Origin of the sequence: Paenibacillus sp. FSL M7-0134 (genome assembly GCF_038007865.1) — a bacterium.
GTDB classification, from domain to species: domain Bacteria; phylum Bacillota; class Bacilli; order Paenibacillales; family Paenibacillaceae; genus Paenibacillus; species Paenibacillus polymyxa_B.
The window spans coordinates 2,229,680-2,256,654 of record NZ_JBBOXV010000001.1; the positions used below are offsets into that span (position 1 = coordinate 2,229,680).

The window sequence follows — 26,975 nt, forward strand, 5'->3', positions numbered from 1 at the left end:
AGGAGTGTTGGTCATCGATGAAAAAAAAATACAACCTCAACTTTTTTAAACCGATCGAAAGCTATTCGGGAAATTGGTCAATCCTTGAGGAAAAAAATAGAGAATGGGAAAACGTGTACCGTCAGCGTTGGTCTCACGACAAAGTGGTTCGGACGACTCACGGAGTGAACTGTACCGGTTCCTGTAGTTGGAAGGTTTTTGTAAAAAACGGCATCATTACCTGGGAAAATCAACAGATCGATTATCCCTCCTGCGGTGTAGATATGCCAGAATTTGAACCGCGCGGATGCCCGCGTGGGGCTACATTTTCCTGGTATGAATACAGTCCATTACGCGTGAAATATCCTTATATGCGCGGCAAGCTGTTGCGGCTTTGGCAGGCAGCCATCCAGGAACATGCCAATCCGGTGGAAGCATGGGCAAGCATTGTGGAAGATCCGGAGAAAGCCAAGCTCTACAAAGCAGCTCGCGGAAAAGGTGGTCATGTCCGTGTCGCTTGGGACGATGTCCTACGCCTGATCTCGGCGCAACTCATCTATACCATTCGTAAGTATGGTCCCGACCGGATCGCGGGCTTTACGCCAATTCCGGCGATGTCAATGATAAGCTACGCTTCAGGAGCCCGATTCATTTCGCTTCTCGGTGGACAGATGTTGAGTTTTTATGACTGGTATGCCGACCTTCCGCCTTCATCTCCTCAAATTTGGGGTGAACAGACGGATGTACCGGAATCTTCTGATTGGTACAATGCGGGTTACCTGATTATGTGGGGATCGAACGTACCGCTTACCCGGACGCCAGACGCTCATTTTATGACGGAAGTACGATATAAGGGAACAAAAGTCGTATCCGTGGCTCCCGACTTGGCGGAGAATGTGAAGTTCGCTGACAACTGGCTTGCACCACATCCGGGTACAGATGCTGCCATAGCCCAGGCTATGACGCATGTTATTTTGGATGAGTTTTACAGAGAGCGCCAAGAACCGATGTTCATTAACTATGCCAAACAATATACAGATATGCCGTTTATGATTCTGCTTGATCCACACGAGGGAGCCTGGAAAGGTGGACGTTTTCTACGGGCGAGTGACCTGGGGGATGCTTCGCCGCATGCGGACTGGAAGCCGGTCATATATGACGAAGCGGCGGGGGAAATGCTGGTCCCGAACGGTACGATGGGACAGCGCTGGGAGCAGGATAAGAAATGGAACCTGATTCTGGAACGGGAAGATGGAACAAAGGTTGAGCCCGCGCTCACTGTGGAAGGTCATGGCGAGCAATGGGAAGAAGTCGTATTCCCTTACTTTGATAACGCCGGTAATGGAACGTTCAAACGTGTAATTCCAGCCAAAAAAGTACGCTTGGCAGATGGCTCGGAACGTTACGTAGCAACCGTGTACGATTTGATGATGAGCCAGTACGGTGTCGCACGCAATGACAGCCCTCATAACGCCAAGAATTATTACGACGAAGCTTCGCATTATACCCCTGCCTGGCAGGAGAAGATCACAGGTGTGAAGGCGTCTGTTGTGGTACAGATTGCTCGGGAATTTGCTCAAAATGCTATCGATACTAAAGGGCGCTCCATGATTATTATGGGTGCGGGTATCAACCACTGGTTCAATAGTGACACGATCTATCGGTCCATCTTGAATCTTGTCGTGTTGACTGCTTCCCAAGGCGTAAACGGTGGAGGCTGGGCGCATTATGTGGGTCAAGAAAAGCTTCGCCCAATCGAAGGCTGGTCAACGATTGCCTTTGCAAAAGACTGGCAAGGGGCGGCTCGACAGCAAAATGCTACATCGTTTTTCTACTTTGCAACAGAGCAGTGGCGTTACGAAGAAAGTGGAACAGACACCTTGAAGTCACCGATTGGCGGAGATGTCAGTTACAGACATCCAGCAGACTACAACGTGCTCGCAGCGCGTCTGGGATGGCTGCCTTCTTATCCACAGTTTAATAAAAACAGTCTACTGTTCGCCGAAGAGGCTGCGCAATTAGGCAAGAAGTCCAACGAGGACATCATTAATCATTCTGTGGAAGAGATTAAATCACGTAAGACACGCTTCGCTGTAGAAGATCCTGGGGCAGCCGAGAACTTCCCGCGTTCACTCTTTGTTTGGCGGTCAAATCTGATTTCCAGTTCGGCGAAGGGGCAAGAGTATTTCATGAAACATTTACTCGGAGCATCTGATGCCCTGCTTGCCCGGCCGAATGAAGAACAGAAACCTGAGGAAATCGTCTGGAGAGAAGATGTAGAAGGAAAGCTTGATTTGATGGTTGCACTTGATTTCCGGATGACAACAACTCCATTGTACGCGGACATCGTGCTTCCGGCGGCAACCTGGTACGAAAAAACAGACTTGTCGTCAACAGACATGCATCCTTTCGTGCATCCATTTAATCCGGCTGTTAACCCTCTGTGGGAATCCCGCGCGGACTGGGATATTTACCGCCAGCTTTCCGAAGTCTTTTCGGATATGGCAAAAGAGTATCTACCAGGAATATATAAAGACCTTGTGACCGCGCCGCTCGCACACGATAGTATAGGCGAAATTTCACAGCCGATGGGTCTTGTAAAGGATTGGACGAAGGGCGAGATTGAAGCGACTCCGGGTAAAACCATGCCGAATTTCAGCATCATCGAACGCGATTATACTAAAATTCACGATAAATTTATCTCACTCGGTCCTAATTTGACTACTGGGAAAGCAGGTGCGCATGGCGTCAGCTTCTCCGTAGCGGACGAATATGAGGAAATGAAAAAGTTGAACGGAGTTTATTACGATGAGTCCATTAAAGATGGGCTGCCCAAAATCCAGACAGCTCGCCAAGTGGCCAATGCAATTCTTCACCTTTCATCCGCGACTAATGGACGGGTGTCGCAAAAGGCTTATGAGCAGGCAGAAGAGCTTCACGGTGTGGAACTCAAAGACATCTCGGCCGATCGGGCAGCGGAAAGGATCACTTTCCAAAGTATCACGGCACAGCCGCGTGAAGTTATACCGACACCGGTATTCACTGGATCGAACAAGAAGGGACGCCGCTATTCACCATTTACAACGAATATTGAACGTCTCGTTCCGTTTCGTACTTTGACGGGAAGACAGCATTTCTATATTGATCATGAGATTTTCCAACAATTTGGGGAATCATTGCCGATCTACAAACCGACGCTGCCGCCGATGGTGTTCGGCCCTCGCGACCGGGAAATAAAAGGCGGGCAAGATTCACTTGTGCTTCGTTATCTGACACCGCACGGTAAATGGAATATTCACTCCACCTATCAGGACAACCAGCACATGCTGACACTGTTTCGCGGAGGTCCTACGGTGTGGATCAACAACGAAGACGCAGAGGCACACGATCTGGCCGACAATGATTGGGTAGAGGTATACAACCGTAACGGCGTCGTAACCGCCCGGACTGTTGTCAGCCACCGGATGCCAAGAGGAACGATGTTCATGTACCATGCTCAGGATAAGCACATTCAAGTGCCAGGCTCCGAAATCACGGACACACGCGGCGGTAGTCATAACGCACCAACAAGAATTCATCTCAAACCAACCCAGATGGTCGGTGGATATGCTCAGCTTAGTTATGGATTCAACTATTATGGTCCGATCGGCAACCAGCGTGATGTGTACGTTGCGGTACGTAAAATGAAGGAGGTTAACTGGCTTGAAGATTAAAGCTCAAATTGCCATGGTCATGAACCTGGATAAATGTATTGGCTGTCATACGTGCAGCGTGACATGTAAAACAACCTGGACGAACCGCAAAGGTGCGGAATATATGTGGTTTAACAATGTGGAAACCAAACCCGGTATCGGTTATCCGAAGCGCTGGGAAGACCAGGAATTATATAAAGGGGGCTGGCAGCTCCGCAAAGGGAAACTGGAACTGAAGTCAGGCAACAAGCTGTCCAAGATAGCACTGGGTAAGATTTTTTACAATCCAGACATGCCGGAAATGAAAGACTATTATGAGCCCTGGACTTATAATTACGAGCAACTGACCAACGCTGGCGAACAGAAGCATTCACCTGTGGCACGCGCGCATTCTGCGGTAACAGGTGAAAAAATGGATTTGGAGTGGGGCCCAAACTGGGAAGATGACCTGGCGGGTGCGCATGTAACCGGTCCGCTTGATCCAAATATTCAGAAAATCGAAGAAGAGATTAAATTTAACTTTGAGAAGTCGTTCATGGTGTATCTCCCACGGCTTTGCGAACATTGCCTAAATCCAAGCTGTGTCGCGTCCTGTCCTTCGGGCGCCATGTACAAACGAGACGAGGACGGAATCGTGCTCGTGGATCAGGAAGCCTGCCGCGGATGGCGGTATTGCATGACGGGCTGTCCATACAAAAAAGTGTACTTTAACTGGCAGACGAACAAAGCGGAAAAATGTACCTTCTGTTTCCCACGTGTGGAAGCTGGCCTGCCGACAGTCTGCTCCGAGACATGTACAGGACGAATTCGCTACCTCGGCGTTATGCTGTATGACGCGGATCGGGTGCTTGAGGCCGCTTCTACGCAGGATGAGAAAGAACTTTACAAAGCGCAGTGCGACCTGTTCATGGATCCAAGTGATCCGGCAGTGATTGCTCAAGCGAGAAAAGACGGTATCTCGGAGGACTGGATCGAAGCAGCGCAGAACTCGCCGGTCTACAAGCTTGCCATTGAGCACAAGCTGGCATTCCCGCTTCATCCGGAATACCGCACATTACCTATGGTCTGGTATGTGCCACCACTTAGTCCGATCATGAATTACTTTGAAGGGAAAGACTCGATTGAGAATCCCGATATGATCTTTCCGGCTATCGAAGAGATGCGTACCCCCATTCAGTACCTTGCCAATATGCTGACGGCGGGCGACACGCAAACCGTGAAGGAATCCTTGCAGCGAATGGCTATGATGCGCTCCTATATGCGTGCCCAGTCCACAGGACAATCTTTCGATGAAAGCCGTCTTGAGCGCATCGGCATGACACCGCGGCAGACCGAGCAGATGTATCGACTTCTGGCGATTGCCAAGTATGAGGATCGTTTCGTCATTCCGACATCGCATAAAGAAGGATATTCGAACCCGTACCGAGCTCAAGGATCTGCTGGTTACGGCGATACCATGGGAAACATGGGTTCAGGCTCTGGATGTGATGGCTGTAGTCTGGCAAGTTCAATGGGGATGGAAGAGCCCTTGAAAACGGGCAAAGAAATGTATGAAGAAAACTTCTACGGGGGTATTTGGCGTGATTAATGTAGCGAAGCTGTATGAATGCAAGCCATCATTCGGGTTTTTCGCCCAGCAACTCATGTACCCAGAAAAGCTGGATTTTCATCCGGCTTTTCTGGAAACATCGTTTGATCCAAACCATCCGGCATATACGTATGCGAACACCTACTGGTCCCTTATGCAAGAGTTCAGTATGGAAGAGATTCAGGAAATGTATACGGAAACCTTTGATTTTCAAAAGAATTGTGCACTATATATGACTTACTTTAAATTCGAAGATGCAAAAGAACGGGGACAAATGTTGGTCAAGTTAAAGGTGCTATACGAGATGTATGGTCTTGAAATGCCAGATGGAGAGCTGCCAGATTACCTGCCGCTCATGTGTGAATTTCTGTATGCCGCCGAATGGTCGCAAGATCCGAAGACGACAGAAAACTTCCGCATGCCAATCGCGATCTTGGAAGACGGCACATATCATTTGCTTAAAGCGTTGGAAAAAATGAAAAGCCCGTATTTTCATTTGGTGAAGGGACTGCGTGAAACGCTTAAAGTTTGCGTAGAACAGGAGGCAGCCGCGCAATGATGATGCTAGAGCAGTTTTTATGGGTTATTTTCCCTTATATGTGCGTGGTGGTCTTTATTGTAGGGCATATTTTCCGCTATAGAAACGACCAGTTCAATTGGACAGCAAAATCAAGTGAGTTTATTGAAAAAAAACAATTGATGATCGGAAGTCTCTTATTCCACCTGGGTATTATCCCAGTTATTATGGGTCATGTATCCGGTTTGGGCATACCAAAAACCTGGATGCATGCACTGGGTGTAAACGATCATCTGTATCATATTGGAGCAGTTTATGTTGGTGGAATATTTGGAGCGATGACATTCCTCGGTATGTTGATTCTTACCTCTCGTCGTTTTACAATGCGCAATGTGCGCCGTTTAAGTACAGCGTCTGATTTGATTGTAAACGTATTGCTTTTGGCCATTGTATGCATGGGGATGTTCGCGACTCTCGTAACGAATGCGGTACAGCCGGAATTCGATTATCGGGAGACGATCTCGATCTGGTTCCGCGGTTTATTCATATTCCGTGTTGACCCGACTCTGATGAGAGACGTACCGATGTCTTTCAGGCTTCATATACTTATGGGCTTTGCGATTTTTGCATTCTGGCCGTTTACCCGGCTTGTACATGTGTGGAGTGTTCCGTTGAATTATGTGCGCAGAAGTTATATCCTTTACAGAAGACATAAATCGAATTAGGAAAGCGGGCTCTGCCTTCTTTCCTAATTCTATTAGGAGAGAGCGATGAATAATAGGATGGATTATCAAAGGGAGCTTGAGCGAATACGCGAACATTTCGGTTATGATTTCATGGCGCTAGCTCTGGTTGAACCGGCCGAATATCAATACGTAATTAAATGGAAAAATGCAGCCGGTAATTTAAATGATCGCTTTAAGCGGATTGTGCTGCAATCCGGTAAGGGCATAGCAGGAATCGTGTTTAAAACCGGGAAATCCGTTTTCATTCCATCTATTTATCAATATGTGGGGGCAGACAACCTGTTTAACTATCCGATCGTTCAATCCGAGAAGCTCAAGAGTCTCGGGGCTGTTCCCCTATGGAATGATGCTCGCGTCGCGGGCGTACTGCTTGGTGGATTTCGGGAAGAACAGCTCATGACCGAAGCCATGATGCGTGATTTGGAAGCCTTGGCACATAGAGGAATTGGAGAGTTGAACGGGAAGGAAGTGATGTGAATTGACATTGTCTTTAGGGACTGGTTCTTTGAGTGCGCTAATGGTGAAGTTGTTTGAGAACAGTACGGAAGCCATTTTCTTTTTTGATAGGCAAGGGAATACCCTAGCCATGAATCCGGCAGCTGAGGAGATTGTGGGCGATGACGTCCTGATTCAACTCTATGAAGGGAAGGAAAGAGCTTTATGTGGAACATGCAGGGGCTATACAAGCGAAACGGAGCCCCGTACCTGCCTTGACTGTTATTTCAATATGCCAGAATCCAAGGATTTCGCTTCTTTTCAGGTGTATCTGGAAACGAAGAGCAACCGAATGGTTCCCTATGCCGCTTCTTTTCACACCATTGATTCTGAACATGGAACACGGGTGTTGATGTTGAGAGACTTGACTCCACAATTTCAGACGCAGGAAAAATTGTATCAAAACAAAATGATGAAGCATGTCATTGAAGCGCAGGAAAATGAGCGCAAACGGCTTTCCAGGGAACTGCACGACAGTGTGGCCCAGGAATTGATGAGCGCGGTTGTTGAACTACGGGTGTTAAAATACATGACGAATGATGAACAGCTCATCAAAAATATGAAGCAGACTGAAGCATCCATGACGCGATTGTTGGATGATATCCGCAACCTGTCTGTGGAATTACGCCCCGCCACACTTGATGATTTTGGGCTTGAAGCGGCATTTCGTTCCCACTTTAAGAGGGTTGAACAAAGCTTTGGTCTGGTAGTTGAATTTGTGTCGGATCTTTCCCAAAAGCGATATGGAAGTGAAAAGGAAACGGTCATTTACCGTGTCTGCCAGGAGGCTGTTCTCAATGCCTTGAAGTATGCCCAGGTAGACATGGTTAAAGTTTCTTTGACTGAGCACGATCATACACTTCGTTTGACTGTAGAGGACGATGGAATTGGCTTTGAAAAGGGGAGCAAGCCTATTGGAACGGGATTAGGTTTATATGGCATGCAGGAGCGAGCAGAGCTGGTAGGCGGGAGTTTTGGCGTCCTTTCAAATGTTGGTCAGGGAACCAAAGTCTTTTTACAAATTCCGATTGGCCAAGAGGAGGAATAGAGACTTGATCAAAATTGTGTTAGCGGATGACCATGCTATTGTACGAAGCGGATTTTCCATGATTTTGAACTTCCAATCGGATATGGAGGTTGTCGGAACGGCTGCGGATGGCATTGAAGCGTATACGATGGTAGCTAAATATCGTCCGGATATTCTAATCATGGATCTCAGCATGCCCCCAGGCGAAAGTGGATTGATCGCTACAGGCAAGATTAAAGAGGACCACCCTGATACTAAAATTCTGATTCTGACCATGCATGACGATGAAGAATATCTTTTTCATATTTTAAAGAATGGTGCTTCAGGATACGTTTTGAAAAATGCCCCAGATGAGGAGTTATTGCTTGCTATACGAACCATTCATGGGGGTGGGACTTATATCCATCCTAAAATGGCTACTTCTCTCGTTCGTGAGTTCATCAAAAAAGATACGACGTCACAATCAGAAGATCCTTATGAGATCCTGTCCAAGCGGGAACTGGAGATTCTACCTCTGGTCGCAAAAGGTTACGGTAACAAGGAAGTTGCGGAAAAGCTGTTCATCTCTGTCAAGACGGTGGAAGCGAACAAAGCGAAAATCATGGAGAAATTGAATTTAAGAAGTCGGCCTGAACTGGTCCAATATGCATTAAAGAAAAAAATGCTGGATTTTTAGCCGATGAATGGAGGAAATCCGCGTGCTGGAAAATGAGAAATTGCGCTTTTCCAAACCTGCCATGCGTATTCTTGAAAATGAGCATCGCTATCTAACCTATCTGATGGATGAATGGCATGCCATTGTATTGTGGTTTGAGCAGCACAGAATACTAGATTTGGAAGAAGGCCGCAAGCAACTGGAAAAGCTGAGAATGCAGATTATCGGTTTTAGGGTACCCCTCAAGAAACATACCGAAAAGGAAGAAGAACACTTCTTTTCTCTGCTAGGAACCTACATTGGTTTTGAACAGGGACCGCTCGTCGGTATACAGGAGGAGCACCGTGAAATAGAGGGCTATATCGATCACTTTCTTTATCAGACGGAGGGCGATCTGAGTTTGCTCACGCTTGATGAGATTCAGGAGGCGACCAAGAACGCAGGGGAGGCCTTCGAAGTCCTGACTGTACATTTTATAAAAGAAGAAGCCGTACTTTTTCCTATGGCAGAGCAACAGATCAATCGGAATGATCTGACCAAGTTATGTGACAAATTAAATACGCTTATCTCTTGAATTGACCAAGCCGCTTCCTATAGAAGCGGCTTTTTATATTTTCAGGGAGTCCCCTGCCAGGTAAAGGGGAGTCCCCTATATTCGAATGGATGGGCTAGCGGCTACAATGGGGACAGAAAATTCAAATCAATAATTCGACAGAAAAAACGTTGAAAAGGTGAGTTAAATGATTAGAAAAATGCAGTTGCCGTTACAAACATTGAACTTGATTCTTGGATTCATGGTATGGGTTATCATTTCTTCTCTTATGCCGTTCATTACGGAGGATATTGCTATTCCACCCGGAAAATTGGCCATGGTCACGGCAATTCCAGTCGTGCTTGGTTCGATTCTGCGCATTCCGCTTGGTTATTATGCCAACATCTTCGGAGCAAGAATCGTTTTTCTCGTTAGCTTTATTTTGCTTTTGTTTCCCGTCTACTATATCAGTGAAGCTTCTACGATGATGGATTTAATTATCGGTGGCTTGTTCCTTGGGATTGGGGGAGCTGTGTTCTCGGTTGGGGTGACTTCGCTGCCGAAGTATTATCCAAAGGAAAAGCATGGGTTTGTAAATGGGATGTATGGCATAGGAAATTTGGGAACAGCCGTCACTACCTTCTCGGCCCCTATTGTGGCTACTCAAATTGGCTGGGCCCCTACAGTGAAGCTGTATCTCATTCTGCTGCTTGTTTTTATCGCTTTGAATTTCTTCTTAGGGGACCGTCATGAAGCTAAAGTAAAGACGCCCATTATGGAACAGATTAAAGGGGTTTACAAAAATGAAAAGCTTTGGTTTTTCTCGCTCTTTTATTTTATTACATTTGGCTCATTTGTAGCGTTCACGGTGTACTTGCCGAATTTCCTGGTATCGAATTTTGAGCTGACTAAAGTGGATGCAGGGATGCGTACAGCAGGCTTTATAGCGATTGCCACTTTCTTCCGCCCCATCGGTGGCTGGCTGGCGGATCGGTTTCAGCCCCTGTTCCTGCTGGTAGGCACGTTCTCTGTTTATACGGTCGCTGCGATTCTTTTGGCTTTTTCACCAGGGATTACCCTTTATACAGTAGGCTGCTTGGCGATCGCTGTATGTGCTGGAATGGGGAACGGCGTCATTTTCAAGCTAGTTCCATTTTATTTTAATAAACAGGCAGGTATAGTTAACGGAATTGTATCCATGATGGGCGGTCTCGGTGGCTTTTTCCCTCCGATCTTGTTGTCGACGATTCATGCCGCTACTGGCCAATATTCCATTGGATTCATGCTCCTCTCCCAAGTGGCGCTGGCTAGCCTGATCCTCGTTATATGGCTGTATTATCAAGGGACACAATCTAATGAATGAACGTTATTCCAGACAGATCTTATTTAGACCTATTGGTGGCGAAGGGCAGCGTAATTTATCCGCTGCTGTCGTCACCATTATCGGTTGCGGGGCACTGGGTTCCGCCATTGCCGAAACATTGGTAAGAGCGGGCGTTGGGGAGCTTCATCTTGTCGACAGGGATTATGTGGAGATGTCGAATCTGCAACGTCAGCAGCTGTTCACGGAGCAGGACGCCGCGGAAATGCAGCCTAAGGTCATGGCAGCCGAAAAAAGGCTGAAAGCCATACGAGAAGACGTGCGGTTGCACACATATCTCGATAATTTGGATGCCGAGCTTGTTCAAGAACTTGCCAGCAAAAGTAAATTGCTGATGGATGCTACGGACAATTTTGAAACTCGTCTGCTTATCAACGACGCTGCACTGAAGGCAGGAATTCCATGGATTTATGGAGCCTGTGTTGGAAGCACAGGCGTTGTTTTTCCATTCGTGCCGGGCGAGTCTGCTTGTTTACGCTGCCTTCTGCCATCGTTGCCTGCGATCAATCAGACCTGCGATACGGCTGGAATCATCTCACCCGCAGTCCAGGTGACAGCTGCCCTCCAATGTGCAGAAGCCATGAAGTGGCTGAGTGGCAGACATGATAAGATGCGCCGCAAGGTTCATCTATTTGATCTATGGGAGAATACGCAGATGGACATAGGGATTTCCCGCATCCGTAACCAAGATTGTCCAACCTGTGGAGAACATCCTACGTTTCCTGCACTGACAGCATCACGTCGCTCGGCGTATGCGACTCTGTGCGGACGGAACGTGGTACAGGTTCTTCCAGACCCACAACGTCCGATCACGCTTGATGATGCAGAGAAAATGGGCAGGCTTATAGCAGATCGTGTAAAAAGAACCCCTTATTTCGTTGAGTTTTATGCTTTTAAGCATCGAATGATTTTATTCAAAAACGGAAGGCTTCTCATACACGGTGTCCGGAGTGTTGCCAACGGTCAAAAACTATATCATCAGCTGTTCGGTTAAATGAGATGTAGATACAAAAAGCAGAAACATTTAAAAGAGTCTGTCACCGGAGAGTGGCTTGTCCGGTGGCTGGAAGGTGGAAAAGATGAGTGTGTTTGAAATCGTAACGGAGCCCATTATCCCGCAGGCTTATGCGGATTATGTCCTAAGGCCGGAAGCAGGAGCGGTGACTATTTTTACAGGGCACGTACGAGAATGGACTCAAGGCGTACGGACCTTATACCTTGCTTATGAGGCCTATGTCCCTATGGCTCAAAAAAAACTCGCAGAGATTGGTCGCGAAATCGAACAGAAATGGGAAGGAACGCGAGTGGCGATCGCGCACCGCATTGGCGAGCTTCAAATCGGTGATGTCGCCGTTGTCATTGCCGTTTCTTCACCTCACCGTTCGGATGCGTATGAGGCGAATGAATACGCGATCGAACGAATCAAAGAAATAGTTCCTATTTGGAAACGAGAGATTTGGGAAGATGGAACGCAGTGGGTCGGAGATCAAAAGAAAAAGCCGGGGGGAGATCAGTCATGATTAAGCTGTACTACTTTGCGGGACTCCGTGAGGTGACGGGAAAAGCAGAAGAATTGGCAGATTTGGCGGGCCAAACGGTAGGCGATTTATCCAATTGGATAACAGATCAATATCCAGATATGCCGATCAAGTCTGTGCGAATTGCGATAAACGAGGAGTATGCGTTGTCTACGGATGTATTACAGGATGGAGACATTGCAGCCTTCATTCCCCCAGTCAGCGGCGGCTAATGATAACGATGCTAAACAACTAGAAAGGAGGGGGCGTATGAATTTTCATCCACTGAAAGACAAGTTGCAGCGGCCGATTCGTGACCTGCGTATATCGGTTACAGACCGCTGCAATTTCCGCTGTTCCTATTGCATGCCTAAAGAAATTTTCGGTGACGATTACGCCTTTCTTCCCCAAAATGAATGTCTGTCGTTTGAAGAGATTCACCGGCTGACGAAGCTCTTTGTATCCCTGGGTGTAAAAAAGATCCGACTCACGGGCGGCGAACCATTAATGCGCAGGAATCTACCCGACCTGGTCTCCCAAATTTTGTCCATTGACGGAGTGGAAGATGTCGGCTTGACCACCAACGGTGTGCTGCTAGGACAGCAGGCTAAGCCTCTCTATGACGCGGGGCTACGACGGCTTAATGTCAGTCTGGACGCTCTGGACCCCGAGCTATTTGGGCGGTTGAATGGGCGGGGGATTAAGCCTGATATTATTTTGAAGCAGATCGAATATGCAAGAGAAATCGGCTTTGAAATCAAGGTCAATATGGTAGTTCAAAAAGGCGTTAATGACTCGGAGATTTTGCCGATGGCCGCCTATTTTAAGGAGCAGGGAATAACCCTTCGCTTTATCGAGTTTATGGATGTAGGTAATGACAACGGATGGAGCTTCAAAAAGGTACTAACCAAAAAAGAAATCGTTGAACGACTTAAGAATGCGTACGAGCTGGAGCCGATGGATCAGGATTACTTTGGAGAAGTAGCAAAGCGTTACCGTTATAAAGACAGCGACGCACAGATTGGTTTTATTACTTCGGTTTCTGAATCGTTTTGTTCGTCTTGTACACGTGCCCGCTTATCGTGCGATGGCAAGTTTTATACATGTTTGTTTGCTTCAGGCGGATTTGATCTACGTCAGATGCTTCGTAATGGAGCGAATGACCAGGAATTACTCGATGTGATTACTTCTGTATGGGAGCAACGCACAGACCGGTATTCCGATGAACGTACGGAGCAGACAGCCAACAACAAAAAAAAGATTAACATGTCCTACATTGGTGGCTGACATTTTATACCATGAGAATGTGCTGTATTTGATGTGGTTGCCTCGAAAAAGAAAGCGCAAACATTTTTGTTGGCAAAACTTAAATTCGATGTTATTATGATCTTGGGATTGTTACTGAAAAGGCAAAACCCGAGGCATGGAATTAGATTTCCATGTGTTGGGTTTTGCCTTTTCTTTTTAGAATACAAGCTTTACGATATCCTGCATGATATGAATATATGGCCCAGCCATAACGCAGAAAGGTGAGTGATATAAAGCCTTACAAGTGCTGAACAACAAAGATGATGACGTCGACCAACGAATCGACATCCGAAAAATGATGTCATAGGACGTGGTTAACCGACTATATTCATTTTCAAAACGGAATATCAGATCGGTTTGGAAGCACTCAAGATCATTCAGGGAAAACGTAAGGCTTTGTCTCTCATTATGAATGCGTTTTCATAACACGAAATTGTAAATCAATACATTTGCATTTGATTTACGACGAAGGTTTGATCGGCTATTACCGTCTTGTGACCTATCTGAAATTTCGCCCAGCAACTAAATCCTTTTTTAAATTTGATGGGATAAGGGGGGCAGTTAGATGATCATAACGAAGATATTTAATAACAACGCCATAATAGCCAAAGATCAAAAAAGAGATGAATTTGTTGTTATGGGTCGTGGTATTGCATTCAAAAAGAGTGCAGGTGAACAAGTAGAAGAGCATCTAATTGAAAAGGTCTTTGTGCTTAAACATAAAGATGCTTCAGAGAAATTCAAGCTATTGTTAGAGGATGTTCCATCAGAATATGTTTCGTTATGCTATGACATCATTGAATATGGAAAAAGCATATTAGAAGCACAATTGAGCGATTATATATATGTTTCGCTTACGGATCACATGAACAATGCATTTAAAATGTTTGATGAAGGGTTTAAAAATGCAAATCCATTAATTTGGGAGATTAAAAAATTTTATCCCAAAGAATTTGCGGTTGGATTAAAAGCACTGGAGTTCATTGAAGACGAAACAGGCAAACGATTGTCAGAAGATGAAGCAGGTAATATTGCTCTTCATTTAATAAATGCTCAAGTAAACAGCTCCTACAACAAGGTAGCAGATGTTGCTCAGCAAACTCAAAAAATACACGACATCTTGAATATTATTAAATACTCTTATAATACCACCATAGATGAACGCTCGATCAGTTATGAGCGATTTATTACGCATTTAAGGTTCTTCTTTCAGCGATTAAATAAAAAAGAAAAAGTAGAACTGGAAGACGATTTTTTGTGGAGGCAAGTGAAAGCAAAGTACAAAAAGGCTTATGGCTGCATGCTGAAGATTGAGAAATACTTGGATATGGTATTGTCAGATGAGGAAAAGCTGTATATAACGATTCATATTCAGCGTGTGACCCAAAGAGAAAATTGAATAACTCTTGGATTGTTACTGGTAATGCAGGCGAAACCAACCTAGATCGAATTTGATCTATTTTGGTTTTGCCTTTTTTTATAAATACAATTAAAGGGGAAGTTACAATGAAGTATGAGACATTAGCAAAAGACATCATCAGAAATGTCGGCGGCAAAGAAAATGTGAATAGTCTAACTCATTGTATTACACGCTTGCGCTTCAAATTAAAAGATGAAAGTAAAGCCAATACAGAGGTTTTGAAAAATATGGATGGTGTTGTCACTGTGGTAAAGAGTGGCGGGCAATACCAGGTTGTTATAGGTAACCATGTACCTGAGGTTTATGCTGATGTTACTGCTGTAGGTGGTTTTCAAACAGGAGATTCAGAAGAAGCATCAGGTGAAAAAATGAGTTTGTTCAATAGATTCATTGATACCATTTCAGGTGTATTTACACCCACGCTGGGTGTCTTAAGTGCCACAGGTATGATTAAGGGCTTCACCGCCTTATTTGTAGCTTTGGGCTGGCTGGCTACTACATCGGGTACCTATCAAATTCTCAATGCTTTAGGTGATTGTTTGTTTTACTTCTTTCCTATTTTCCTGGGGTATACGTCAGCTAAAAAATTCAATGCCAACATTTTTATAGGCATGGCTATAGGTGCATCGCTTGTGTACCCAACATTTAGCACGATAACAGCCTCGGGCAAACCACTATATACTCTATTTAGCGGTACTATATTTGAGTCACCGGTATATATCACCTTCTTAGGTATTCCGGTCATTCTGATGAGTTATGCGTCAACCGTTCTTCCGATTATCATATCCACCTATGTAGGCTCAAAAATAGAAAACTTCTTTAAAAAGGTAATCCCTAGCGTAGTGAGAACATTTTTGGTTCCGTTTTTCACATTGTTAGTTATTGTACCCTTAGCGTTGATTGTGATTGGACCTCTCTCGACTTGGGCAGGTCAACTGCTTGGCGCTGGAACCCTCTTTGTGTATAACTTAAGTCCGATTATTGAAGGTATGCTCATGGGCGCTTTCTGGCAAGTGTTTGTTATCTTTGGATTACACTGGGGACTTGTTCCTATCGCTATGAACAATTTAGCAGTGCTTAAATTCGATCCGATTCTTGCGGCTACGCTGGGAGCTTCCTTTGCTCAGACGGGCGTCGTACTGGCGATTTTGTTTAAGACCAAAAATGTAAAACTGAGATCACTTTCCATTCCAGCTGTCATCTCCGGGATTTTTGGTGTGACAGAACCAGCAATTTACGGGATTACATTACCACGTAAGAAACCATTTATTTTAAGCTGTATAGCATCCGCAGTAGGCGGCGGTATTATAGGAATGATGGGAACTAAAGGTTACATTATTGGTGGATTGGGTATTTTCGCTATCCCAAGCTATATCAGTCCGGCAGGTATAGACAACGGATTTTATGGGGCTGTTATCGGTATCCTGGTAAGCTTTGTATTAGGCTTCTTGCTTATGTTCTTTGGCGGATTTAAAGATGATGAAGTGAAAGAAGCAAAAAAGGAAGACAGTACACCAGGAGCGGCAAGAGGAGAAGTTTTAGTAAAGCAAGAGACGGTGATGAGTCCATTAAAAGGTGAAGTGAAGTCTTTATCTGAAGTAACAGATGAAGCCTTTTCGACAGGTGCTCTGGGTAAAGGGATCGCCATTGAACCTTCTGAAGGTAAGGTCGTTTCACCTGTAGATGGTGTATTAACATCATTATTTTCGTCAGGTCATGCGATTGGAATTACAAGTGATCACGGTGTTGAGGTCCTCATCCATGTAGGCAAAGATACGGTCAAATTAAAAGGCAAACATTTTTATCCTAAAGTAAAACAGGGAGATGCTGTTAAAAAAGGCCAGCTGCTTATGGAGTTTGATATGGAAGCTATAAAAGAGGCTGGTTATGTTTTGACCACACCTGTTATCGTTGCCAATACTACGAATTACCTGGATGTCATTGAAACAGAGAAGAAGGCGATTGAGTATCAAGAAGATTTATTGACCGTCGTAGTCTAATCTTAATTAAATGTTGAGGAGGAATTAAACAATGAAAAATACAACTAAATTGGAATTTCCACAAGGATTTTTATGGGGAGGTGCAACGGCTGCCAACCAATTTGAAGGTGGATATAATGAAGAAGGTAAAGGCTTAAGCACTGCGGATGTGATTACGGCTGGAACGCATACGACTTCCCGAAGAATTACACCTATACTGGAAGAAGGAGTGAACTATCCGAGTCACGAGGCTATTGATTTTTTCCACCACTATCAAGAGGATATCCGCTTATTTGCAGAGATGGGATTCAAGGTCTTTAGAATGTCCATTGCGTGGTCAAGAATATTTCCTAACGGAGATGATGCAGAGCCGAATGAGCAAGGCTTGCAGTTCTATGATCGTGTATTCGCAGAATTGAAAAAGTATAATATTGAGCCTTTGGTTACAATCTCACATTATGAAGCACCGTTTCATTTGACCCAAAAATATAATGGTTGGTCAGATCGCAGAGTCGTAGATTTTTATGTGAGATATTGTGAAGTGCTTTTTAACAGATACAAAGATGTCGTGAAATACTGGTTAACCTTTAATGAAATCAATATTTTAACCTTGTCATTTGGCGCATTCATGGCTGGAGCTATGATGCCGGAGGGGAATGGAGAGCTTGCCCATGCTACAGTGAAGGATGAGCAGGTTTTGTATCAGGCGTTGCATCATCAATTTATTGCCAGTGCAAAGGCTGTAAAGCTGGGTCATGAAATCAATAAGGACTTTAAAATCGGTTGTATGATTGCTTATATGTGTTCCTACCCACTTACATGCCATCCTGATGATATTCTGCTAGCTCAACAAAAGGATAACTTAAGTAATTTCTTATGCTCAGATGTTCAAGTAAGAGGCGCTTATCCGGGATTTGCCAAACGCTATTTTAGAGATCATAACATTCAGATCAAAATGCAAGAAGAGGATGAGGACATCTTAAAGGAAGGCTGCGTAGATTTCTATACCTTCAGCTATTATTCCTCTACTTGTGTCAGCGCCGATCCCAACCAGGAGAAGGTGGGAGGAAATTTATCTATGGGCTTAAAGAATCCTCATTTGAAAGCAAGTGCCTGGGATTGGCAGATCGATCCACAGGGATTGAGATGGTCCCTCAATAACATTTACAACCGATACGAAATCCCGTTAATGGTTGTTGAAAATGGCCTTGGCGCCGTAGATACAGTGGAAGAAGATGGCACCATTCACGATGATTATCGAATTGATTATCTAAAGCAACACATTGAGCAAATGAAAGAAGCGATTGCTGATGGAGTAGACTTAATAGGGTATACGCCTTGGGGATGTATTGATCTGGTAAGTGCGGGAACTGGTGAAATGAAAAAGCGTTATGGGTTTATATACGTAGATAAGGATAATGAAGGCAAAGGGACACTTGCCAGATCCAGAAAGAAGAGCTTCTATTGGTATAAGAATGTGATTGAAACCAATGGAGAGCAGTTGGATTAAATCTTAGCGCCTGTTTCATAAAAGTCATACCGTCAGCGCGTGCCAATTTTAATCGGTACGCGCTGCTTGAATTTACATTATGAAACGAAAATAATACCTTAAATGGATATTCATCCCGGCTGTGAAAATGGATTCCCTTCAGGAAACTACGGAGATTGTTTATAGGTAGGGGCTCAACATCATCCATGTATTTTAAAATTCACTAAACACATGGGATGAAAATGTCGAAAAAGAAGATAGGACTTATATCAAAATATAAGGAAGTGGATACATATTATGAATCAAGTAGAAGCTGTTTTGACCGCCATGCCATTTATCAAAGAAGCTGCACGACAAGATGTTTCAATTTCCGTAATGGACAGGGAAAAATTTCTGTTCTTTCAGTCGGGTAAAAGCTTAGTTTATGATTTCAAAGCAGGCGATCCTCTTCCTGATGTACACAGAGACTTCAAAATGCTAGTAGGCGGTGAAAAGACCAGAGAGCGTTACGCTGCTGAAGTTTTCGGCATCGCTGCTGATTCTTACTTTCATCCGATTAAGAATGAACAGAATGAGATCGAGGCCGTAATGTGTATCACCTATAGTATGGATAATCAAGATCAACTGAAGAAGTTGATGACTCAAGCCGAGGATGTTACAAGCAAGCTAGTTGAAGGGATTCAGCATGTGGCGGCCCATTCGGAGGAGCTTAGTGCGACAGCCGAAGAAATTCTAAGCAATACTAAACAGGCGGTTGAGGACTCCGGTAACGTGACTGAGGTGGCCGGCTACATTAAGGAAATTTCAGAGCAGACGAACTTGCTTGGATTAAATGCAGCAATTGAAGCAGCCCGAGTGGGTGAGGCAGGAGCTGGTTTTGGGGTTGTGGCTACAGAAATCCGAAAAATGTCTACGGGCACCAAGGAAGCAACCGGACGGATTGAGCAGTCCTTGCAAGCCGTCAGACAATCGGTTTATAACATGGAACAAGAAATCACACAGATTGCGGTATCCTCCCAAGAGCAAGCCAAGCTTGTTACGGAATTTATGAATATTATTGATCAATTAAATGTAACCAACCACGGCTTGAGAGGGTTAGTAGAAAAAATCACGGATGATGTTGAAGCAGAATAAAGAATGAAAAAAAGTCTCGGTCTGTGAATTGTACATTCCGTATGGAAATGTAGATTACAGGCCGAGACTTTTTCTAATAGTAAATATTTACGAGTATTGTTGGTTTAACAGTGCAGTATCATAATACTCTTCGAAAGATTTGATTTTATTGTTTTCAAATTTAAAGATCTGGACATAGATCCCGTTGTATTTTATTTTTTTATTTTCTCCCCATGGTCCATTCGCTGTGATATCAATATGGCTGCGTGTTTTTGTCACAATCGTGTTAGGATTTTCTCCGACTATAAACTCATCGATGGTCCATTCAAATGTCCCTTTCATATCATTAAAAATGGGATTAAAGAAGCCTTTTACAGCATCCCAGCCTTCTTGAACAGAATTGTGCAAAACTGCCACATCATCAGTGGTAAATGGGGTAATTACAGCCGGATTATCTTCAACCCACAAAGAATAAAATTTGTCCGTATCTCCTAAATATAAAGAAAAAAAGTCTACAATGACATCCATGTTCTTTTTAGCAACTTCATTCTCGCTGTTGAATGAAGCATTAATAGTTACATTTTTAATCTTTTTGGGATTCATGCTGTTATTCTCCTTTATAAAAAAGATTTTGAACCATTACCTTTTCATTTGGTAGATGGCTGTCCAGCTTCTATTTACATCATTAGTATAAAATATAGGCAATTAAATAATAATAGACTGATTTTTAAGAGTGTTAAAAATGTAGACAAATGCTTCATAGTGTACAAATGTAAAATAAAATTTTGTGAGGGCTAACATGATTCGAAAAACAACTCCTAAGGAACTTCTTGCTGAATCTTTGATAGACTTAGCCAAAATACATCCAATCCAGTCCATCACCGTAACGGATATTACTGACAATTGTCAGGTTAGCAGACAGATGTTTTATTATCATTTTTCCAGTAAATATGACCTGATCTCATGGATATATAGTGATAAGGCAGATAAAATTATTGAACAATATATAGAAAAAGAGCCTTGGGGACGTGTTGCAGGGAGAATTGTTGAGTTTATTAAAGAGGATTACATCTATTTTAAAAAGGCTTTTGACGACAATACGCACTTGTCTTTTTATAATAATATTTTTAACTATACGGTTGAATGCCACACTAATTATATTCTTAAGAAAACAAATAGGACTTCGTTGCCTCCCGACATCCTTTTTGCTATAAGATTTAACGCTTATGGAGGAGTGAATGTGACTAAGGACTGGCTTGAGAACGGCATGAAGGAATCTCCAGAGCAATTAGGCGAATTAATATTCTCTGCGATGCCCTTGCCTATAAAAAAATATTTTCATTTAGATGAATAAATGCCGCGGAGAGGATACAGATATGAATTTGAATGAGTTAAATGAACAGAGTTACTCCGAACTAGAAGAATATTGGGTACATGTATTTCTGAATGAGATTCATTATCCATAATCAAATCTTTTCCGATATAATAATGAAAAGAAGCTGATAGAACAGTTACTACCTCAGAGAGGTGATTTATAATGACCGTTGACATCCTCGTACGTAATAATGTAAAAGTGCTGGGCTCAGGCAGCCAAACGATCGTATTTGCTCATGGCTTTGGATGCGATCAGGATATGTGGCGTTATATCGTCCCTAGCTTTATCGACAACTACCAAATCGTCTTATTTGATTACGTAGGTTCCGGAGAATCTCAAATTAAGTACTATGATTCAGAAAAATACAGCGACTTACAAGGGTATGCCCAAGATGTGCTAGATATTATGGAAGCGCTAGAATTAAGAAATGTCATATTCGTCGGACACTCTGTTAGTAGTATGATCGGAATGCTTGCTTCTATCCGCAATCCCCAATATTTTGAGCGCATCGTCATGCTCGGTCCCTCTCCTCGTTATGTGAATGACCTCCCCTATTATTATGGAGGCTTCGATAAGAGTGACATCGATGAATTGCTTGATATGATGCAAATGAACTTCATTGGCTGGGCTAGTTACCTGGCACCCATTGTTATGCAGAATCCTGAACGACAGGAATTAACCGAAGAGTTGGAGAAAACCTTTTGCTCAAGAGACCCTCATATTGCACGACAATTTGCGGAAGTGACTTTTTTTTCAGATTGCCGTGTCGATCTCCAGCATGCTTCGATTCCTACACTGATTCTCCAGTGCTCGGACGATAGCATTGCTCCGATTGAAGTAGGGAATTATTTACATACTCATCTTAAAAACAGCAGGCTTCAACAGATGAGGGCAAAGGGGCATTATCCTCACTTAAGTCAACCTGGAGAAACAAGCGATCTGATTAAAGAGTATTTAGCCAGTGTGTAATATCAGGAGAAAGGCAGTCATGAAATGGATATTCAATTAGATAAAGCTCCCTGTGGATATTTCTCAATCTCGGATTCTGGCTTCATTCAATCGGTAAACCAAACTTTATTGGATATGCTACTTTATGACCGTAATGAATTGCTCGGACGGCCGATTGAATCCACAATGTCTGTTACCAACAAGCTATTTTTTCATACTTATTTTTATCCCTATATTCAGTTGTACGGGCATGTCGATGAGATGTACTTTTCGTTTCGGACAAGTGATCGACAGGATGTGCCTGTACTTCTAAACGGGGTGCGCCAGGAACGCAACGGAGAAACTGTTATTGATTGTGTAGTGCTTATGATGCGTAAGCGAATTGAACATGAGAGAGATATTCTGCAGACCAAAACCAAGCTTCAGGAATTATATCAGGCTACGAATGAAGCGAACCAGAAGCTTGAACGGTTGCACGAAGAATATGAAATCAAACAGCAGGAGCTAGAAAGGATTAATCTCCAGCTTGAAACGATGGCATCAACGGACCCGTTAACCGGTCTTAAAAATAGAAGGTATTTCCAAGATCAATTACTAGCTAGCCTCGCGTCCTTTCGTGAGAGTGGAATATCTTTTTCGCTGCTTATCATTGATATTGATCGTTTCAAAAGTATTAACGATACTTATGGTCATCCAGTGGGCGACCTAGTGCTTACGAATCTGGCAGAATTACTGCAATCCATGTCCCGGGATAGGGACATTGTCGCTCGGTATGGCGGCGAGGAGTTCGTAATTATTCTTCCGGGCAACGATCAAGAAGAAGCTATTCTTACAGCGGAAAGATACCGCTCCACGACGGCCTCGATGGATTGGGGAGAATATGCTATTACTGTGAGTATTGGTGTGGCAACGGTGACGCAAGAGGATACGGAACAAACGATGGTTCATCAAGCGGATTTGGCTCTGTATGCTTCCAAAAGTGGCGGGAGAAATCGGGTCACTCATTCAGCAAATCTCGTAAAGGGATAGATATAAAGAGGGATAAAAATGGGGAAAGCGTACAAGCTGGACTGTGATACCTGTACTTATACTGAGAACATATTTGTAGGATTTGGTCTTGCATATATGAGTTTGGAATCCGTTGCTTCGTTTGTAGAGGATGCTGCCCTTAAACGATGTATTGAGGAATTCATAGGCAACCCTTCGACGAGATATGATGCTTATGACGCTCTATATGTGTGCCCGGACTGTCAGGCTATACGCAATGAATTGTTTATAGAGATGAAATCCGACTCATCCCAGTACAGGATTTCTTATGCTTGTCCTAGATGCACGAGTGTCATGAAACAGGAACACATTGAAAACAATGTTCTTCATCATTTAAGCTGTCCAGCATGTGAGAAGGGTAAATTGAAGGCAACGTTTTATATGGATTGGGATTAATAGACCCCCGAATGTCTCCACAGCTCACTCCAATAGGTCTGGTCAAACCATTCAAATTCAGCTACTATTATTGATAACGATTCTCATTCGAAGGATCAGGATGAATGAAAACATTTGAGGTGGACGCTTGTGAATTCAAATTCGTTATCATTAATATATCAGCATTATTTGGAAAAGACCCCGTTCAGACAACAGAACGAGCATACGTATATGATTTTACCGGAAGCGGGCCATGGACATATCTACCGAGTTACAACTTATAGTGGAATTGAGATCGTGTATTCGCATATTCAATATCACGAGCCGTATCCGACCAACTTTGCTTCCAGTGGACAAATGATTGAGCTCCAATTTGCGCTTTCGGGTCAACGTCATGTGAATGTGGCTGGGTTGGATTATACACTCCCGATGGGACAGGGGGCACTTATTTTTTTACAGGATTTTAAAGCTTGCTTTCATCCTCCGGTTAACGAACAATACAAATCATTTGCACTTGGCATTCCGATTTCGTTGTTTAATTATGCGGCTTCACAGTTAGCGGCTCGTCGGCAGGTAGCTATTGAATTTAATCAAATTCTTAATGGAGCTGCATTCCATCACTTTAGTTTTGAACTGGATCACAGAAGTATAGTGATGATTGAACATTTGATCAAAGACTTGAAAAGTGTGCATAAATCGCCTTTGTTAATGGAAGCAGCAGCACTTGAGATTTTAAATCGATTTATGATTCAATTATTTGATTTAACACCTATGCCCGAAGGTTTGTCTAAAGAAGATGTTAGAAAGCTGCATATGGCTCGGGAGATACTTGAGTTCAGCATGATTGATCCACCCTCACTGATCACATTATCCAAAAAGGTTGGATTAAACGATTTTAAATTAAAAAAAGGATTCAAAGCCTGCTTTGGAACTACTGTATTTGAATATTTGCGCCAAATTCGTCTTGATTATGCGATGAAGCTGCTCCGAAGCCAAGAAAGCAATGTGACTGAAGCTGCGATGGCTGTAGGATATAGCAATGTGAGTGCATTTTCAGAGCAATTTTTCCGGGAATACGGAGTGAAGCCATCATCCTTAAAGAAGGTATTTTAAAATAAAATCCGTTTAACCGTAGAATAATCCGTATATAGGCAGTAGAGTGGTGCTGTGACTCGTATACTTCTGCATAGAGAGAATCTATAACAGAGGAGTGTGCGAGGATGAACAGAATAAAAGGGAGCATCTTTTTCAGTGTATTTGTGGCTATGCTTGGGCTCATGCTCATTGCTCCAATTATGCCGCCCCTTATTCGTGAGTTGGGATTAAGAGAAAGTCATTCTGGGTTAATTATATCGCTTGGCTCCATAACGATGGCCTTAATGGCCCCAATATGGGGAAATCTGAGTGATGCAAAGGGACGCAAGCCTGTGATTCTGCTTGGATTCATAGGGATGTGTGTAAGCTGCTTGCTGTTTACGCTTACTCTTTTTGCAGGATTAAAAGGTTGGCTCAGCGGGGGGCTGCTGTTAGTCCTGTTAATTGTTACACGCGGTTTGATCGGCGGGTTTATCCCGGCGGTATTGTCATCCTCCCAAGCTTATATGGGAGATGTGACCGAGGGAGAAGATCGAGGCAGTGGGATGGCGATCATTAGCGCAGCCAATGGACTTGGATTAGTATTTGGTCCTGCTATTGCAGGTGCCTTTACTTTAATAGGCTTGCTGTGGCCTCTATATTTTGGGATTGTAATTGCTGCTGTAGCATTTGTAGTGGCCTTGCTGGCAATTCCGTCTGCCAAGCCCGTTATTCAGCAAAAGCCAGCTCGGATTAACCCGTTTCAACCCGGTCTACGAATGTATTTGTTTGCAGGTTTGGTTACGATGATTAGTATTGTGACCATCCAGGTTATAGGCGGATTTTATTTTCAAGATCAACTAGGCCTTTCATCCGAAGAAACAGCAAGAGTGGTTTCCTTTGGACTTATGTTTTCCGGTGCAGCCATGTTGATTGTACAGATCGTTCAGATGAAATGGCTTAAATGGCAACCCAAGCCGATGATTTTGCTCGGTTCTCTGTTCCTTATTGCCGGTATGCTGATATTCCTCATGTCAGCCAGCATGGTTGTTTACTATTTAGCGTTCTTTATGTTTGGTATAGGTACAGGCTTGCTTATGCCTGGATTTATGGCTGGGGCTTCTCTTTCTGTTAGTAAAGAACAGCAAGGGGGAGCCGCTGGTCTGGTGGCCACTGTCCAAGGGATTTCTGCAATTATTGCTCCTATTTTGACAACGACGCTATATCGGGTGGACAAATATATTCCTTTTGCTCTTATAGCAGCTCTAGTAGCTGTTATGGCCATCATTATGTTGGGGGTAAGAAAGAGAAAAGGGAATAGTGAGCTGGTATCTCAGAGGACCAAATAAATAAAAGAATTGTTTGATGAACCCATAGGCTTCCGTGCTATATTCACGAGAAGCCTATTTTGTTTGCTGGTTTGAATGATAGTCAAAAGGTCTCAATTTGCTAATTCATAAACTACATAGTTTAGATATCTATTATAATAAGTTTTAAGAAAATTCAGGGAAAGCAGAAGGAAAGTGGGAGGCTCATGGAAATCCAGCAAAAGTGGGTGGCTTTAAACAAAAAAGTACCTCTTATATGCGGACTACGACTGAACTCCTGAGGTGAATGAGAAGGTGAAATCCGATTTAGGGGGGGCTAGTTAAGGAGGAGTTCATAAAATTGGAGGGATGCAGATGGGTTGGGAGTATGGAATTAAAGTCGCAGATGTTAAGGATATTCAAGTGCTAATGGATCGTTTAGCTGAAGCATTGCCTAGGATTGACGGATATCGGATGCAAAGGGATGAGGATGGCTTTGTCCTGCTTCAAAATGATCCCGATTGGCCTGAGGCGTTCCAGGTGTCTGTGGAAGAGGCAAGGAATATTGAAGGGTTAAAAGATGGTGAACCTTATATCTATTGTCTATTTCATATTGGTGGCGAAGATGCGGTGAAGTGGAGGGAAGGAATGTGCAGGGTGCTGGAAGAAGAGAAATGCGCTGCGGATTGGTTCGAGTTATAGCCGAAGAAAGGAGTGGTGAGATTGAGTAAGAAGGACAAAAAAGAGATTCAGACACTAATCTATCGCTATAGTGGTCCACGAGCCAATATTGGATATACTTTTGAACCGCTGCGTTATGGGGATACGGATGAACCAAAGCTGGAGGAGATAATCTTTATCTACGCAGATGACTTTGATATCGTGTTGTCTGCGTTAAAGTCCAAATATCCACTTGACGATCCTGATACGGGGGAAACGTATGAGGCTTTTGATCCCTGTTGGGATAATCCGATTCCGGAGTCGATATGGCATGAGATATTAACAGAATTGGATGCTTGGCCTGCCAAGGAGCCGGAATTGCGCATATTTATCGATTCCTTTATAGCTTGGGTCAGAGCACATCTGAAGAAAGCAAATGGTATTATCGTGACTGGAAATCTATAGAGAAAGACAAAGCAATACGTATTTTCGCTCCCCCTCGCTTCAAGGTGCGACCGGACAGCAAGCTGCTGAGTCGAACACCTCGTTCTTTGCAGTGCTCGCGATTATTTCTCCTTTCCTGATCGGCCTAATACTACAATCTATATATAAAAAACAAGCGATTTCCTTTTGAAAGGGGACCGCTTTTTTTGGCATCATGCTGATTTTGATTTCTATATTCGAATAAAACACGACATTTAAATAACATGGTGAGTAACTTTAGTGCGCAAACGACAAAATTCGTCATTAT

25 protein-coding genes are annotated in these 26,975 nt (G+C 43.7%); 24 read left to right on the forward strand and 1 reads right to left on the reverse strand.

What is annotated here, in order from left to right; genetic code table 11:
- Positions 1-17 precede the first annotated feature (17 nt).
- From NSQ58_RS09975 to NSQ58_RS10055, 17 genes are all read left to right on the forward strand, one after another.
- A complete protein-coding gene (locus NSQ58_RS09975; RefSeq protein ID WP_028542274.1) occupies positions 18-3,692 on the forward strand; it encodes a nitrate reductase subunit alpha in 3,675 nt (1,224 codons plus the stop codon).
- Complete coding sequence (gene narH, locus NSQ58_RS09980; RefSeq protein WP_023989704.1) at positions 3,682-5,259, forward strand: nitrate reductase subunit beta; 1,578 nt, start codon at positions 3,682-3,684, stop codon at positions 5,257-5,259. Before NSQ58_RS09975 ends, narH begins: the two co-directional genes overlap by 11 nt.
- Positions 5,252-5,818: a nitrate reductase molybdenum cofactor assembly chaperone gene (gene narJ / locus NSQ58_RS09985; protein ID WP_023989703.1), complete on the forward strand. Its 567-nt coding sequence runs from the start codon at positions 5,252-5,254 to the stop codon at positions 5,816-5,818. Before narH ends, narJ begins: the two co-directional genes overlap by 8 nt.
- A complete protein-coding gene (gene narI, locus NSQ58_RS09990) occupies positions 5,818-6,501 on the forward strand; it encodes a respiratory nitrate reductase subunit gamma (RefSeq protein ID WP_028542277.1) in 684 nt (227 codons plus the stop codon). The genes narJ and narI overlap by 1 nt, the downstream gene beginning before the upstream one ends.
- A 45-nt stretch (positions 6,502-6,546) precedes the next feature.
- Positions 6,547-6,999 (forward strand): GAF domain-containing protein, encoded by a 453-nt coding sequence (locus NSQ58_RS09995; protein ID WP_023989701.1) that lies wholly within the window; start codon positions 6,547-6,549, stop codon positions 6,997-6,999.
- Between the two features lies 1 nt (position 7,000).
- Positions 7,001-8,065, forward strand: a complete 1,065-nt coding sequence (locus NSQ58_RS10000) for a PAS domain-containing sensor histidine kinase (protein ID WP_023989700.1) — start codon at positions 7,001-7,003, stop codon at positions 8,063-8,065.
- Positions 8,066-8,072: 7 nt separating this feature from the next.
- Positions 8,073-8,720: a response regulator transcription factor gene (locus NSQ58_RS10005; RefSeq protein WP_023989699.1), complete on the forward strand. Its 648-nt coding sequence runs from the start codon at positions 8,073-8,075 to the stop codon at positions 8,718-8,720.
- Between the two features lie 22 nt (positions 8,721-8,742).
- Entirely contained in the window at positions 8,743-9,273 is a 531-nt protein-coding gene (locus tag NSQ58_RS10010; RefSeq protein ID WP_176716890.1) for a hemerythrin domain-containing protein, read from the forward strand.
- Positions 9,274-9,439: 166 nt separating this feature from the next.
- The gene (locus NSQ58_RS10015) at positions 9,440-10,594 is read left to right on the forward strand and encodes a nitrate/nitrite transporter (RefSeq protein ID WP_023989697.1); all 1,155 of its coding nucleotides are present in this window, start codon (positions 9,440-9,442) and stop codon (positions 10,592-10,594) included.
- Positions 10,587-11,606 (forward strand): ThiF family adenylyltransferase, encoded by a 1,020-nt coding sequence (locus tag NSQ58_RS10020; RefSeq protein ID WP_023989696.1) that lies wholly within the window; start codon positions 10,587-10,589, stop codon positions 11,604-11,606. Before NSQ58_RS10015 ends, NSQ58_RS10020 begins: the two co-directional genes overlap by 8 nt.
- 85 nt (positions 11,607-11,691) lie before the next feature.
- Complete coding sequence (locus NSQ58_RS10025; RefSeq protein WP_023989695.1) at positions 11,692-12,132, forward strand: molybdenum cofactor biosynthesis protein MoaE; 441 nt, start codon at positions 11,692-11,694, stop codon at positions 12,130-12,132.
- The gene (locus NSQ58_RS10030) at positions 12,129-12,362 is read left to right on the forward strand and encodes a MoaD/ThiS family protein (RefSeq protein WP_023989694.1); all 234 of its coding nucleotides are present in this window, start codon (positions 12,129-12,131) and stop codon (positions 12,360-12,362) included. Before NSQ58_RS10025 ends, NSQ58_RS10030 begins: the two co-directional genes overlap by 4 nt.
- Before the next feature lie 37 nt (positions 12,363-12,399).
- Positions 12,400-13,416: a GTP 3',8-cyclase MoaA gene (gene moaA / locus NSQ58_RS10035; protein ID WP_023989693.1), complete on the forward strand. Its 1,017-nt coding sequence runs from the start codon at positions 12,400-12,402 to the stop codon at positions 13,414-13,416.
- Positions 13,417-14,002: 586 nt separating this feature from the next.
- The gene (gene licT, locus NSQ58_RS10040; protein ID WP_023989692.1) at positions 14,003-14,836 is read left to right on the forward strand and encodes a BglG family transcription antiterminator LicT; all 834 of its coding nucleotides are present in this window, start codon (positions 14,003-14,005) and stop codon (positions 14,834-14,836) included.
- 107 nt (positions 14,837-14,943) lie between these two features.
- Positions 14,944-16,857, forward strand: coding sequence for a beta-glucoside-specific PTS transporter subunit IIABC (locus NSQ58_RS10045; protein ID WP_028542282.1), 1,914 nt, complete (start codon positions 14,944-14,946; stop codon positions 16,855-16,857).
- 31 nt (positions 16,858-16,888) lie between these two features.
- On the forward strand, positions 16,889-18,346 hold the full coding sequence (locus NSQ58_RS10050) for a glycoside hydrolase family 1 protein (RefSeq protein ID WP_316244038.1): 1,458 nt from the start codon (positions 16,889-16,891) through the stop codon (positions 18,344-18,346).
- Positions 18,347-18,622: 276 nt separating this feature from the next.
- The gene (locus NSQ58_RS10055; RefSeq protein ID WP_023989690.1) at positions 18,623-19,459 is read left to right on the forward strand and encodes a methyl-accepting chemotaxis protein; all 837 of its coding nucleotides are present in this window, start codon (positions 18,623-18,625) and stop codon (positions 19,457-19,459) included.
- Positions 19,460-19,546: 87 nt separating this feature from the next.
- On the opposite strand, the gene NSQ58_RS10060 is transcribed toward NSQ58_RS10055, so the two are convergent.
- Positions 19,547-20,041 carry a nuclear transport factor 2 family protein gene (locus NSQ58_RS10060; protein ID WP_023989689.1) on the reverse strand — a complete coding sequence of 165 codons (495 nt, stop codon included), beginning with the start codon at positions 20,039-20,041 and terminating at the stop codon, positions 19,547-19,549.
- Between the two features lie 196 nt (positions 20,042-20,237).
- Between NSQ58_RS10060 and NSQ58_RS10065 the strand changes: the two genes are divergently transcribed.
- From NSQ58_RS10065 to NSQ58_RS10095, 7 genes are all read left to right on the forward strand, one after another.
- A complete protein-coding gene (locus NSQ58_RS10065; RefSeq protein WP_023989688.1) occupies positions 20,238-20,792 on the forward strand; it encodes a TetR/AcrR family transcriptional regulator C-terminal domain-containing protein in 555 nt (184 codons plus the stop codon).
- A gap of 183 nt (positions 20,793-20,975) precedes the next feature.
- Complete coding sequence (locus tag NSQ58_RS10070) at positions 20,976-21,782, forward strand: alpha/beta fold hydrolase (RefSeq protein ID WP_028542285.1); 807 nt, start codon at positions 20,976-20,978, stop codon at positions 21,780-21,782.
- 24 nt (positions 21,783-21,806) lie between these two features.
- The gene (locus NSQ58_RS10075) at positions 21,807-22,790 is read left to right on the forward strand and encodes a sensor domain-containing diguanylate cyclase (protein WP_316244037.1); all 984 of its coding nucleotides are present in this window, start codon (positions 21,807-21,809) and stop codon (positions 22,788-22,790) included.
- A gap of 543 nt (positions 22,791-23,333) precedes the next feature.
- The gene (locus tag NSQ58_RS10080; RefSeq protein ID WP_075154565.1) at positions 23,334-24,296 is read left to right on the forward strand and encodes a helix-turn-helix domain-containing protein; all 963 of its coding nucleotides are present in this window, start codon (positions 23,334-23,336) and stop codon (positions 24,294-24,296) included.
- A gap of 107 nt (positions 24,297-24,403) precedes the next feature.
- Positions 24,404-25,606 carry an MFS transporter gene (locus tag NSQ58_RS10085; RefSeq protein ID WP_023989683.1) on the forward strand — a complete coding sequence of 401 codons (1,203 nt, stop codon included), beginning with the start codon at positions 24,404-24,406 and terminating at the stop codon, positions 25,604-25,606.
- Positions 25,607-25,939: 333 nt separating this feature from the next.
- A complete protein-coding gene (locus tag NSQ58_RS10090) occupies positions 25,940-26,266 on the forward strand; it encodes a hypothetical protein (RefSeq protein WP_076157390.1) in 327 nt (108 codons plus the stop codon).
- Positions 26,267-26,281: 15 nt separating this feature from the next.
- Positions 26,282-26,689 (forward strand): hypothetical protein, encoded by a 408-nt coding sequence (locus tag NSQ58_RS10095; protein WP_341057290.1) that lies wholly within the window; start codon positions 26,282-26,284, stop codon positions 26,687-26,689.
- The last annotated feature ends 286 nt before the right edge of the window (positions 26,690-26,975 follow it).

Bases quoted from the DNA above. Each gene is read 5' to 3' on its own strand.
- NSQ58_RS09975 (WP_028542274.1), top strand. From the start codon at position 18: ATGAAAAAAAAATACAACCTCAACTTTTTTAAACCGATCGAAAGCTAT.
- narI (WP_028542277.1), top strand. From the start codon at position 5,818: ATGATGCTAGAGCAGTTTTTATGGGTTATTTTCCCTTATATGTGCGTG.
- NSQ58_RS09995 (WP_023989701.1), top strand. From the start codon at position 6,547: ATGAATAATAGGATGGATTATCAAAGGGAGCTTGAGCGAATACGCGAA.
- NSQ58_RS10015 (WP_023989697.1), top strand. From the start codon at position 9,440: ATGATTAGAAAAATGCAGTTGCCGTTACAAACATTGAACTTGATTCTT.
- NSQ58_RS10020 (WP_023989696.1), top strand. From the start codon at position 10,587: ATGAATGAACGTTATTCCAGACAGATCTTATTTAGACCTATTGGTGGC.
- NSQ58_RS10025 (WP_023989695.1), top strand. From the start codon at position 11,692: ATGAGTGTGTTTGAAATCGTAACGGAGCCCATTATCCCGCAGGCTTAT.
- NSQ58_RS10030 (WP_023989694.1), top strand. From the start codon at position 12,129: ATGATTAAGCTGTACTACTTTGCGGGACTCCGTGAGGTGACGGGAAAA.
- moaA (WP_023989693.1), top strand. From the start codon at position 12,400: ATGAATTTTCATCCACTGAAAGACAAGTTGCAGCGGCCGATTCGTGAC.
- licT (WP_023989692.1), top strand. From the start codon at position 14,003: ATGATCATAACGAAGATATTTAATAACAACGCCATAATAGCCAAAGAT.
- NSQ58_RS10045 (WP_028542282.1), top strand. From the start codon at position 14,944: ATGAAGTATGAGACATTAGCAAAAGACATCATCAGAAATGTCGGCGGC.
- NSQ58_RS10050 (WP_316244038.1), top strand. From the start codon at position 16,889: ATGAAAAATACAACTAAATTGGAATTTCCACAAGGATTTTTATGGGGA.
- NSQ58_RS10055 (WP_023989690.1), top strand. From the start codon at position 18,623: ATGAATCAAGTAGAAGCTGTTTTGACCGCCATGCCATTTATCAAAGAA.
- NSQ58_RS10060 (WP_023989689.1), bottom strand. From the start codon at position 20,041: ATGAATCCCAAAAAGATTAAAAATGTAACTATTAATGCTTCATTCAAC.
- NSQ58_RS10065 (WP_023989688.1), top strand. From the start codon at position 20,238: ATGATTCGAAAAACAACTCCTAAGGAACTTCTTGCTGAATCTTTGATA.
- NSQ58_RS10070 (WP_028542285.1), top strand. From the start codon at position 20,976: ATGACCGTTGACATCCTCGTACGTAATAATGTAAAAGTGCTGGGCTCA.
- NSQ58_RS10075 (WP_316244037.1), top strand. From the start codon at position 21,807: ATGGATATTCAATTAGATAAAGCTCCCTGTGGATATTTCTCAATCTCG.
- NSQ58_RS10085 (WP_023989683.1), top strand. From the start codon at position 24,404: ATGAACAGAATAAAAGGGAGCATCTTTTTCAGTGTATTTGTGGCTATG.
- NSQ58_RS10090 (WP_076157390.1), top strand. From the start codon at position 25,940: ATGGGTTGGGAGTATGGAATTAAAGTCGCAGATGTTAAGGATATTCAA.